Here is an 11,790-nt window from a genome sequence, read left to right as displayed (position 1 = left end):
GCGTATGCGCATCTTGTGACCGCCACAAATCCAATGTGGGAGCGAGCCTGCTCGCGAAGGCGGTGTGACAGTCGATGAAGATGCTGAAAGTACCGGCCTCTTCGCGAGCAAGCTCGCTCCCACAGGGTTTTGCGGTGTATGTGCATCTTGTGACCGCCGAAAATCCATTGTGGGAGCGAGCCTGCTCGCGAAGGCGGCATGACAGTCGATGGAGATGCTGAAAGTACCGGCCTCTTCGCGAGCAAGCTCGCTCCCACAGGGTTTTGCGGTGTATGTGCATCTTGTGACCGCCGAAAATCCATTGTGGGAGCGAGCCTGCTCGCGAAGGCGGCATGACAGTCGATGGAGATGCTGAAAGTACCGGCCTCTTCGCGAGCAAGCTCGCTCCCACAGGGTTTTGCGACGTATGCGCATCTTGTGACCGCCACAAATCCAATGTGGGAGCGGGCTTGCTCGCGAAGGCGGTAGCACGGTGTATCCCGCTGTTCCTGTTTTCAGGAGTGCTCCGCCGCCGAGTTCACCGTGCTGACCCGTGTTCCGCCCGCGTTGCGGATCACGCCGAGGATGGCCAGCGTCGCAATTATCAGTCCCGGTGAGGTCGCCAGCAATACGGTGCTGGTACCGGCCCCGGCCGCGAGGATCTGGCCGGCGGCCAGCGGCCCGGCCACCGAGCCCAGGCGTCCGATGGCCACTGCGGCTCCGACACCTGTGGCACGGACGGCCGTGGGGTAGGAGGGTGGCGCCAACGCGTAGAGGACCAGCTGTGCGGCCATGACGAACAACCCGGCGGCGAACCCGGCAATGCCCATCGGCACGATGCCGACTGACACCCCGACCCCGGCCAGGGCGCTCAACAGCCCGGCGTAAACGAAGAGCACGACCTTGATGGCGTTGCAACGGTCCAGCAGCAGGCCGCCGAGCAGCGAGCCGAGGGTTCCGCCGATGTTGAACAACATCTGCACCAGGCCGGCCTGTGGTTTGCTGAAGCCTTGTTCCAAGAGCAACGAGGGCAGCCAGTTGAGCAACATGTACATCACCGTCAGGGTGAAGAAATAGCTCAACCAGAGACCCAGCGTGGTCATGCCTCGACCTTCGCCAAACAACGCTTGGCCGACGGAGCTGCGTGCTTCGCCACTGACGTGCCGGACCTGCTTGAACGCGCTCGACTCCGGCAGCCACAACAGCATCAGCGGCACCACCAGCAAGGGCGCCAGGCCACCGATGAAAAAGGTCATCTGCCAATGCTCGCCAAACGTCATCGCGACCACTGCCGCCAGTGCGCCGCCCAGGGGAACACCGGCGTACATCACGCTGATGGCCGTGCCGCGCCGCTGTTCGCCTACCGCTTCGGCGCATAACGCGATGAGGTTGGGCAGGGCGGCGCCCAGCCCAAGTCCGGTCATGAAACGCACCACGAGCAGGCTGGAAAAGTGTTCGACATAAGCAGTGCTGAGGGAAAACACGCCGAACAGCAGGACGGCGGCGATCAGGATTTTCTTGCGACCGATTCGGTCGGCGATCCAGCCGCCGAAGAATGCACCCGGCAGCAACCCGATGATGCCCGCGCTGAACACCCATCCCATCATTTTCGGGTCGAGGCTGAACGTCTGCCGCAAGCCGGCGGCAGCGGTGCCGGCTGACTGGAGGTCGAACCCCTCGATCAACGCGACGATGAAACACAAGGCGATGGTCAACGTCGCCCGGCGCGGCGAATGGTTCATGGCGAATCCTCTTATTGTTTTTGTCAGGACTGTGGCGCAAAGCAACCAGCAGGTGCGATTAAGATAACAAAGCTAACTAAAAAATGAATCGTCCTGTGCTGACTGGAAAACAGACGCAGATCACCCGGCAAATCAAAGGCTTGCTTGGAAAGAGCATGTCCTTTGTAAAACTGGTTAAAGATATTAACGTTCGATTATCGGACATTCTCAATTGACGAGGCGCCTCGATCATTTCCATTCTTTGTCCGCGGGGCTGCCATCCGGCGCCCGCCTCGATAGAAAAACAACAACAAAAAATGGACATCGAACATGCCGAACGTTATCCGGTACGCCCACGTGCCCGCCGTTTCACCGATCATTCACCTGCTCGCCCTGGCCGGTCTGAGCCTGTGTTCCGCCGCGTCGTGGGCCGAAGGCTTCGTCGACGACAGCCATGGCACGTTGACCTTGCGCAATTACTACCTGGACCGCGACTACAAGGACGACGGCGCCAAGACGGCGGCCCGGGAATGGGCCCAGGGCATCTTCATGAACATGGAGTCGGGGTTCACCCCGGGCGCGGTCGGATTTGGTCTCGATGCGCGGGGATTGCTCGGCATCAAGCTCGACTCATCGCCGGATCGCAGCGGCACTGAGCTGCTGCCGGTGTCCGCCAGCGATAAGCGCGCGGCAGACGAGTATTCGCGCCTGGGCCTGACTGGAAAACTGCGCTTCGCCCAGACGACCGTAAAGACCGGCGACGTGTCGATCTTTTTGCCGTTCGCTTTCGCCAGCCCCTCACGGTTGCTGCCGCAGACGTTTCGCGGGACGACGCTCAGCTCCAAGGACTTCGATGGCCTGACACTGAACACCGGCTATATCGACCGCATCGCCCGGCGCGACTCCACCGATTACCAGCCCATGACCATCGCGTCGCCCAATCGTCGTTTCAACGGCGCGGCGACCACGTCCCATATGGCGTATGTGGGGGGCGATTACCAGGTCAACAAGGACCTCAGCCTGCGCGTCTACCACGCCGAGGTGGCTGACCTATACCAACAGGACACCTTCGCATTGCTGCACAACCTGCCGCTGGGCGACGGCGTGCTGACCACCGACCTGCGCAGCTTTTTCAGCGACGACGATGGCGCCGCCAAGGCTGGCAAGGTGGACAATCGCAACGTATCGGCGCTGGTGGGGTATCGCCTGGGCGGCCATCGCGTGAGCCTGGGCTACATGCATGCCAGCGGCGACACCGCGACGCCGTACGTGTCTGGCACCGAGCTGATGGGCTTGAGCGAAATGACCATGAGCTCGGACTTCCTCAATGCCAAGGAACGCACCTGGCAAGCGATCCACGACTACGACTTCGCCGCCGTCGGCGTGCCAGGCCTGCGGACCCGGTTGCGCTACGTGCGTGGCGATCACATCGAGCTCGCGGCCCTCAACGCCGAGGATCGCAAGGAGCGAGAGTTCCAGATGGAGCTTGGCTACGTGATCCAGAGCGGTCCGCTGAAAAACGTCGGCCTGCTGGCGCGCAAATCGATCTATCGCAACGATTTCCCCGGCACGGCGGCGTTTCGCGATGAAAACCAGACGCGGTTTCTGGTGACGTACAGCGTGCCGATTTGGTGATTGGCTCCGTGTGAAAGAGCTTGTGTGGCGAGGGAGCTTGCTCCCGCTGGGCCGGTCCGACGCTTCGGGCACAGCAGACCCTTGCGCAGACGCCTCGGTCAATCTGGAGTATCGAGACAGCAGATTAAAAGGGGTCGCTGCGCAACCCAGCGGGAGCAAGCTCCCTCGCCACGGGGGAGCGGTGTCTTCTATTGATAAACCTTCTTCAACAACCGCAGCAGCTCCTCGCGCTCTGCTGCGGAAAGCGCGGCAGTGGAATCGAGATCACTCTCCGTGGCGATCTGCTTGAGTTCCTTGAGCAGTGTCTCGCCGGTCTTGCTCAGGAAAATTCCGTAGGAGCGCTTGTCCGGCTTGCAACGCACCCGCACGGCCAAGGCCCGGCTTTCCAGTTTGTTCAACAACGGCACCACCTGTGGCGGCTCGATGGCGAGCGCCTTGGCCAGGTCTGCCTGCATCAGGCCCGGGTTCTGGTCGATGATCGCCAGGGCTGAAAATTGCGCGGGCCGCAGATCGTGGACCGCGAGACGGCCGATCAGGTTCTGGAACAGCTTCAACTGGGCGCGACGCAAGGCGTAGCCGATCAGCTCGTCCAGGGCGGAATCCATCGATGCCTGCGTGTCGCTGGCGTCGAGCGGAGCCTCGGCGGCGGGGTCGGCGAGCTTGGAAGACTTGGCCATCGAAAGGTGCATCCTCAAAGTCAGTGGTTAACAACGCTATCCAGTTTGCCGAGGTTGTCGGGCGATGGCTACGGTCGTTCACATATTTGTCGTTCAGTGCGCCAATCCAGCTGCAGAAAAAACAAAGATAAATCGATTAATAGTTAATTGACATAACTAATATTCAGGTTTAGTTTTTGATCATCTTCAACCAAGAACAAGAGAGCACGCGCCATGAGCAACTACGAAGGTCGCTGGACAACGGTCAAGGTCGAGATCGACGACGGCATCGCCTGGGTCATCCTCAATCGCCCGGAAAAACGCAACGCCATGAGCCCGACCCTCAACCGCGAGATGGTCGATGTGCTGGAAACCCTGGAACAGGATCCCGCCGCTGGCGTGCTGGTGCTCACTGGCGCCGGTGAAGCCTGGACCGCTGGCATGGATCTCAAGGAATACTTCCGCGAAGTCGACGCCGGGCCGGAAATCCTCCAGGAAAAAATTCGCCGCGAAGCCTCGCAATGGCAGTGGAAACTGCTGCGCATGTACACCAAGCCGACCATCGCCATGGTCAACGGCTGGTGTTTCGGTGGCGGATTCAGCCCGCTGGTGGCGTGCGACCTGGCAATCTGCGCCGACGAAGCCACCTTCGGCCTCTCGGAAATCAACTGGGGCATCCCCCCCGGCAACCTGGTCAGCAAAGCCATGGCCGACACTGTGGGCCATCGCCAATCGCTGTACTACATCATGACCGGCAAGACCTTCGGCGGGCAAAAAGCCGCCGAGATGGGCCTGGTCAACGAAAGCGTGCCCCTGGCGCAACTGCGTGAAGTCACCGTCGAGCTGGCGCGCAACCTGCTGGAGAAAAACCCGGTGGTCCTGCGTGCGGCCAAGAATGGCTTCAAGCGTTGCCGCGAACTGACGTGGGAGCAGAACGAGGATTACCTCTACGCCAAGCTGGATCAGTCGCGCCTGCTCGACACCGAAGGCGGACGCGAGCAGGGGATGAAGCAATTCCTCGACGACAAGAGCATCAAGCCGGGCCTGCAAACCTATAAGCGTTGAGACAACAAGGCGCCTCGGAGCTGTTCGCCCACGGCTCCCGGCGCTACTGTGAATGCATTCCGATAAAGACAATAAAGAGGAATCACCATGCTGGACGTGCCCCTGTTGATCGGCGGCCAATCGTGCCCGGCCCGTGACGGTCGGACCTTCGAGCGCCGCAATCCGGTGACCGGTGATGTGGTGTCTCGCGTCGCTGCCGCCACATTGGAAGACGCCGACGCCGCCGTGGCTGCCGCACAAGCTGCTTTCCCTGCCTGGGCCGCGTTGGCGCCCAACGAACGTCGCACGCGCTTGCTGCGCGCGGCCGAGCAATTGCAGGCCCGCAGCGGCGAGTTCATCGCCGCCGCCGGCGAGACCGGTGCCATGGCCAACTGGTATGGCTTCAATGTGCACCTGGCCGCGAACATGCTGCGCGAAGCCGCCTCCATGACCACTCAAATCAATGGCGAAGTCATTCCCTCGGATGTGCCCGGCAGTTTCGCCATGGCCTTGCGTCAGCCGTGCGGCGTGGTGCTGGGAATCGCGCCATGGAACGCTCCGGTGATCCTCGCCACCCGCGCCATCGCCATGCCGCTGGCGTGCGGCAACACGGTGGTGCTCAAGGCCTCGGAAATCAGCCCGGCGGTGCACCGTTTGATCGGTCAGGTATTGCAGGACGCCGGCCTCGGTGATGGCGTCGTCAATGTCATCTGCAACGCGCCGGCGGATGCACCCGCCATTGTCGAACGGCTGATTGCCAACCCGGCGGTGCGGCGGGTCAATTTCACCGGCTCGACCCACGTCGGTCGCATCGTCGGCGAATTGTCGGCCCGTCACCTCAAGCCGGCATTGCTGGAGCTGGGCGGCAAGGCGCCGCTGCTGGTGCTGGACGATGCCGATCTGGATGCGGCGGTGCAAGCCGCGGCTTTCGGGGCGTATTTCAACCAGGGCCAGATCTGCATGTCCACCGAGCGCTTGATCGTCGATGCGAGCATTGCCGACGCTTTTATCGAACGCCTCACGACGAAGATCGCCACCTTGCGCGCAGGGGATCCAGGGGCCAGTGATTCGGTGCTGGGTTCGCTGGTGGACGCCAGCGCCGGCCAGCGCATCAAGGGCCTGATCGACGATGCCCTGGCCAAAGGCGCGAAGTTGGTCGCGGGCGGCCAGTTGGACGGCAGCATCTTGCAGCCGACCTTGCTCGACGGTGTCACGCCGGACATGCGCCTGTATCGCGAAGAATCCTTCGGACCGGTGGCGGTGCTGCTGCGCGGCGAGGGTGACGAAGAGCTGCTGCGCCTGGCCAATGATTCGGAGTTCGGTTTGTCGGCGGCGATCTTCAGTCGCGACACCAGCCGCGCGCTGGCCCTGGCCCAACGAATCGAGTCCGGCATCTGCCACATCAACGGCCCGACCGTACACGACGAAGCGCAAATGCCCTTCGGCGGCGTCAAGTCCAGCGGTTACGGCAGCTTCGGCGGCAAGGCGTCCATCGAGCATTTCACCCAGTTGCGCTGGGTGACGTTGCAGAACGGTCCGCGGCATTACCCGATCTGAAAATCCGTCGCATTGCCGGCGGTGTGCCGCGAAAGCCATCGCCCGATGCAGGCCAGACATAACAATGACAAGGCCGCAGCCAGGTGCTGCCACGTTCCGCTCGCTTCGCGCGACCCGAGCGTGCCTTGATGGAGGAGATGCACCGTGAGTTCCGAGTTCAGATCATCCTCCCGGCCCGAGCCTGTGCGCTATCGCCAGGTGTCGATTGGTCACCCCGCCGTAGAAGTGAAGGAAGAGCAGGGCGTCCTGCACATGCGTTCCCTCGAACCCTTGGCGCCGTTGCCGCAGCGTTTGCTCGATCGCCTGGTGCACTGGGCCGAGGTACGGCCGAACCAGACTTTTATCGCTGCCCGGGAACACAAGGGCGACTGGCGTCACGTCAGTTATGCCGAGATGCTCGACAGCGTGCGGGCCATCGCCCAAGGCTTGTTGGCCTATGGTTTATCGGCGGAAAAACCCTTGGCGCTGCTGTCGGGCAACGACATCGAGCATTTGCAGATGGCCTTGGGCGCGATGTACGCAGGGATTCCCTATTGCCCGGTGTCGCCGGCTTATTCGCTGCTGTCTCAGGATTTCGCCAAGCTGCGGCATGTCTGCGAGCTGTTGCAGCCGGGGCTGGTGTTCGTCAGCGACGCCGCGCCGTTCGAGCGCGCAATCAACGCCGTGTTACCGGCGGATGTTCCCCTGGTCACGGTGCGTGGAGACGTACCCGGCCGGACCAGGACAAGTTTCGCCAGCCTGCTCGCGCAACCGCGTGGTGTCGAGGCTGAGCGAGCCTTCGCCGCCACGGGGCCGGACAGCATCGCCAAATTCCTCTTCACCTCCGGTTCCACCAAGCTGCCAAAAGCGGTGATCACCACCCAGCGCATGCTCTGCGCCAATCAACAGATGTTGCTGCAAACCTTCCCGGTGTTCGGCGAAGAACCGCCGGTGCTGGTGGACTGGTTGCCGTGGAACCATACCTTTGGCGGCAGCCACAACGTCGGCATCGTGCTGTACAACGGCGGCACGTTTTATCTGGACGATGGCAAGCCCACCGTCCAGGGGTTCGCTGAGACCTTGCGCAACCTCAAGGAAATTTCCCCGACGGCCTACCTGACTGTGCCCAAGGGCTGGGAAGAATTGGTAAGCGCCCTGGAACAGGACGCCGACTTGCGCGAACGCTTTTTCAAGCGCATCAGCCTGTTCTTCTTCGCCGCGGCGGGCCTTTCCCAAAGCACCTGGGATCGACTCGACAAAGTCGCCGAGCAACATTGCGGCGAACGGATCCGCATGATGGCCGGCCTGGGCATGACTGAAGCATCGCCGTCCTGCACCTTCACCACCGGGCCGCTGTCCATGGCTGGCTACATCGGTCTGCCGGCGCCCGGTTGCGAAGTGCGGCTGGTGCCGGTGGATGGCAAGTTCGAAGGACGCTTTCGCGGGCCGCACATCATGCCCGGCTACTGGCGTTCGCCGCAGCAGACTGCCGAAGTGTTCGACGACGCCGGCTTCTATTGCTCGGGCGATGCCATCAAGCTCGCCGATTCCGCCAATCCCCAACTGGGGCTGATGTTCGACGGGCGCATCGCCGAGGATTTCAAGCTCTCTTCCGGCGTATTCGTCAGCGTCGGGCCGTTGCGCAATCGCGCGGTGCTTGAGGGAACGCCTTACGTCCAGGACCTGGTGGTGACGGCGCCGGATCGTCCGCACCTCGGTGCGCTGGTGTTCCCGCGCCTGCACGACTGCCGTCGTCTCGCGGGCCTGGCCGCGGACGCCAGCGACGCCGAGGTCCTGGCAAGCCCGCCGGTGCGCCAATGGTTTGCCGATTGGTTGCAGCGCCTGAACCGCGATGCCAATGGCAACGCCAGTCGTGTGGAATGGATCGCACTGCTCGACGAGCCGGCCTCCATCGACCGTGGTGAAATCACCGACAAAGGCTCGATCAACCAGCGCGCCGTGTTGCAATGGCGCGCGGCCAAGGTCGAGGCGCTGTATCGAGGAGAAGACCCCACCGTCTTGCGCGCCGGCACCACCGGCTGAAAGCGCTTTTTGTGGGAGCGGGCTTGCTCGCGAATGCGGTGGTTCAGTCGTTTCCATGTTCACTGACACACCGTTTTCGCGAGCAAGCCCGCTCCCACAGGTGCCTCTGCTGATTCATATAGCGCCGTGACACCCCGTTCCAGGCCTTTTACTATGGCGGCTCTCTCTTCTCTGGATATCACCTGAATGAGTAAGCCCGGCCAAACGGTGCTGGTCGCATTGCGTCGAATGATCGCTTCAGGCGAACTGGCGGCGGGCGAGCGCTTGATGGAAATCCCCACGGCGCAATTGTTCGGCGTCTCGCGCATGCCGGTGCGCATGGCGTTTCGTACCTTGGAACAGGAAGGGCTGCTGGTGCGTTTTGGCGGGCGTGGTTTCCAGGTGCGTTCTGTCAGCGCCGAGGAGATTGCCGGAGCGGTGGAGGTGCGTGGGGTGCTTGAAGGATTAGCCGCCCGCCAGACGGCCGAACGCGGTTTATCCGACGAGGCTCGGCGCGCGCTCGAACTGTGCCTGGTGCAAGGCGACGAACTGTTCGCCAAAGGCTATGTGACCGAAGAAGACCTGGAGGTCTACCACGACCTCAACATGCGCTTTCACCACGTGATCGTCGAAGGCAGCCATAACCCGGCCATCGCCGACGCCCTGGCGCGCAACGATCACCTGCCATTCGCCTCCGTCACCGCCCTGGCGGTCGATCGCCAGAACATGGCCGGCGAGTACCGTCGTTTCAACTACGCCCACATGCAGCATCACTCGGTGTTCGACGCGCTGGTCAATCGCCAGGGCGCCCGTGCCGAGGCGATCATGCGCGAGCATGCCAACGCCACCCTGCGTTATGCCGAGGTGTTTGGCTCGACGCTGGCGGATGAGCGGATGAAGGTGATCCTGCGGCCTGACTAGAGGCGCAAATAGCTGTGGGAGCGAGCTTGCTCGCGATGGCCGGAGGTTCAGCAATAAAGACGTTGCTGACACACCGCTATCGCGAGCAAGCTCGCTCCCACAGGGTTTTGTAGAGGGCTGCGGACTCAGAGATCCAACACCAACAACGGCGTCCTGGACCTTGAACAGCACGGCGTGAACTGGTCGTTGCAGGCTTGCTCGGCTTCAGTGAGGAACATGTCCCGATGCTCCGGCACGCCTTCCAGCACTCGGGTCAGGCAGGTGCCGCAGACGCCTTGCTCGCACGAGATCGGGATTTCGACGCCATGACTTTCCAACACCTGGACCACGCTCCTGTCCGGCGGTATCTCGAAAACCTGGCCGCTGCGTGCAAGTTTCACCGAAAATCGGCCATCGGCGCTGGTGTCGGTCGGGGCGGCGGCGAAGTATTCCCGATGCAGGTTGGGTTCCCGCCAGCCTTGGGTCTTGGCGGTGTCGAGAATGTGCTGCATGAAGCCGCCGGGGCCACACACGTAGAGGTGCAGGTCGTCACTGGGCGACGCCAGGACCCGAGCGGCATCCAGCGCCGTGGCGGGGTCTTCATCGAAGTGCAGGAAAACCCGGTCGGCATAAGGCGATTGCTGCAAGCGTTCGACGAAAGCGGCGCGATCCCTGGACCGGGCGCAATAATGCAGGGCAAATGCGGCACCGCTCTGGGCCAGGTGCTCGGCCATGCACAGGATCGGCGTGATGCCGATCCCGCCGGCGAACAACAGGCTGCGCCGCGCCTCGGCGGCGAGGGTGAACAGGTTGCGCGGTTCGCTGATGAGCAGGCGCATGCCCGGCCGGATCTGCTCATGCAGGCTGCGCGAGCCGCCCCGTGACGCGGGATCCTTGAGCACGCCGATGAGGTAGCGATGTCGCTCCTCGGGGTGATTGCACAATGAATATTGACGGATCAGCCCATCGGGCAAATGCACATCGATATGGGCGCCGGCGGTAAAGGCCGGGAGTGCCTGGCCGTCGACAGGTGTCAGCTCGTAGCTGCAGATGTCCAGGGCTTCGTCGTGCCGCGCCGCGACTTGGACTTCGATCATGGCCGTTGCTCCGCGTGTTGCGGCTGGCGCGTGCTGGCGATCAGGGCCGCTTCTTGCTCCCGCTCCCGGGCGATCCAGCGTTCCAGCACCCGGCGCGATTGCACGCCACCGGCGTCAATGTTGAGCTTGAGCAGGTTGCGTTGCGGATGGTCCAGCAAGTTGCGCTGCTGGCGTTCGAGCATTTCCAGGTCTTCGCTGAAGATCTTGCCCTGGCCTTCGCGAATGCTGGCGGTCAGCGCTTCGTCCTGGGGCTGGAAATGCCGGGCCATGCCCCAGAAGTACCAGATGGACGTCTCGGTTTCCGGGGTGATGAAATCCACCACGATGCTCGACGCCTTGAACTGCGGCGCCGCGTGATAACCGCCTTTGCCGGCATGGGCCACACCGACTTCGATCAGCACATGGCTGGGCGGGGTGAAGCGGCAGATTTGCCAGCGGTCCACCGGCACATCATCGGCGAGGTTGTTGCCGCGCAGCGCCATGCGCCAGAACGGCGGGGCCATGATGTTTTCCATGTGCCGGGCAGTGACCACTTCGTCGCCTTCGACGGTGGTCACTGGCGGCGCCTCATCGATTTCCTTTTGCCCGATGCTTGACGCGTGCACGTAGGTTTCGTGGGTCAGGTCCATCAGGTTGTCGATCATCAGGCGATAGTCGCAGTGAATGTGGAACAGGCCGCCGCCGTACGCCCATTCGTCACTTTCCGCCCATTCCAGATGCGGGATCAGCGCCGGGTCGGCCAGTGCCTGCTCACCCGGCCAGACCCAGATAAATCCATGGCGCTCCTGCACCGCAAAAGTCTTGTTGCAGGGAAAACCGCGTACCCGCTGGCCGGGCATCTCGACAGTCCTGCCGTCACCCCCCATCACCAAGCCATGATAGCCACACACCAGGTTGCCGTTTTCGACATAACCCAGCGAGAGCGGGGCACCACGGTGCGGGCAGAAGTCCTCGACCGCCGCGACTTTGCCTTCGTGCCCTCGGTAGAAAACCATTTTCTCGCCACAGATCTGCCGCCCCAGCGGCTTCTCCTCAATTTCATCAGGCGTGCAGGCGACGTACCAGGTGTTCTTGGGGTACATGAGCGGATCTCCAGGCTGGTTTTGTTTTTATCTGTGGATCCATTAACTCTCTTAACTAATTTACTTGTCAACGATTTTGGCGGGTCTTCTGATGATTGGTTGCTCTCAATGGATCCAT

At 62.2% G+C, this 11,790-nt stretch carries 9 protein-coding genes; 5 read left to right on the top strand and 4 right to left on the bottom strand.

Annotated elements, in window-relative coordinates; translation table 11 throughout:
* Nucleotides 1-494: 494 nt before the first annotated feature.
* A complete protein-coding gene (mhpT, locus tag KSS97_RS15885) occupies nucleotides 495-1,721 on the bottom strand; it encodes a 3-(3-hydroxy-phenyl)propionate transporter MhpT (RefSeq protein WP_217859574.1) in 1,227 nt (408 codons plus the stop codon).
* 309 nt (nucleotides 1,722-2,030) lie between these two features.
* Between mhpT and KSS97_RS15880 the strand changes: the two genes are divergently transcribed.
* Nucleotides 2,031-3,335: an OprD family porin gene (locus tag KSS97_RS15880; protein ID WP_198796388.1), complete on the top strand. Its 1,305-nt coding sequence runs from the start codon at nucleotides 2,031-2,033 to the stop codon at nucleotides 3,333-3,335.
* 188 nt (nucleotides 3,336-3,523) lie between these two features.
* On the opposite strand, the gene KSS97_RS15875 is transcribed toward KSS97_RS15880, so the two are convergent.
* Complete coding sequence (locus KSS97_RS15875) at nucleotides 3,524-4,012, bottom strand: MarR family winged helix-turn-helix transcriptional regulator (RefSeq protein ID WP_198796389.1); 489 nt, start codon at nucleotides 4,010-4,012, stop codon at nucleotides 3,524-3,526.
* 213 nt (nucleotides 4,013-4,225) lie between these two features.
* Here KSS97_RS15875 and KSS97_RS15870 point away from each other — a divergent pair, with 213 nt between their 5' ends.
* The 4 genes from KSS97_RS15870 to KSS97_RS15855 all read left to right on the top strand — a co-directional run bounded on the left by KSS97_RS15870 (nucleotide 4,226) and on the right by KSS97_RS15855 (nucleotide 9,514).
* On the top strand, nucleotides 4,226-5,056 hold the full coding sequence (locus tag KSS97_RS15870) for a p-hydroxycinnamoyl CoA hydratase/lyase (protein WP_217859573.1): 831 nt from the start codon (nucleotides 4,226-4,228) through the stop codon (nucleotides 5,054-5,056).
* Nucleotides 5,057-5,143: 87 nt separating this feature from the next.
* Complete coding sequence (locus KSS97_RS15865) at nucleotides 5,144-6,592, top strand: aldehyde dehydrogenase (RefSeq protein WP_217859572.1); 1,449 nt, start codon at nucleotides 5,144-5,146, stop codon at nucleotides 6,590-6,592.
* Between the two features lie 144 nt (nucleotides 6,593-6,736).
* Nucleotides 6,737-8,614, top strand: coding sequence for a feruloyl-CoA synthase (locus KSS97_RS15860; RefSeq protein ID WP_217859571.1), 1,878 nt, complete (start codon nucleotides 6,737-6,739; stop codon nucleotides 8,612-8,614).
* 186 nt (nucleotides 8,615-8,800) lie between these two features.
* The gene (locus tag KSS97_RS15855; protein ID WP_217859570.1) at nucleotides 8,801-9,514 is read left to right on the top strand and encodes a GntR family transcriptional regulator; all 714 of its coding nucleotides are present in this window, start codon (nucleotides 8,801-8,803) and stop codon (nucleotides 9,512-9,514) included.
* 125 nt (nucleotides 9,515-9,639) lie between these two features.
* On the opposite strand, the gene KSS97_RS15850 is transcribed toward KSS97_RS15855, so the two are convergent.
* Nucleotides 9,640-10,590: a PDR/VanB family oxidoreductase gene (locus KSS97_RS15850; RefSeq protein WP_217859569.1), complete on the bottom strand. Its 951-nt coding sequence runs from the start codon at nucleotides 10,588-10,590 to the stop codon at nucleotides 9,640-9,642.
* Complete coding sequence (locus KSS97_RS15845; RefSeq protein WP_217859568.1) at nucleotides 10,587-11,672, bottom strand: Rieske 2Fe-2S domain-containing protein; 1,086 nt, start codon at nucleotides 11,670-11,672, stop codon at nucleotides 10,587-10,589. The genes KSS97_RS15850 and KSS97_RS15845 overlap by 4 nt, the downstream gene beginning before the upstream one ends.
* Nucleotides 11,673-11,790: the final 118 nt, after the last annotated feature.

The organism is Pseudomonas alvandae (genome assembly GCF_019141525.1).
Taxonomy (GTDB): domain Bacteria; phylum Pseudomonadota; class Gammaproteobacteria; order Pseudomonadales; family Pseudomonadaceae; genus Aquipseudomonas; species Aquipseudomonas alvandae.
This window is presented reverse-complemented; position numbering and strand designations above follow the sequence as displayed.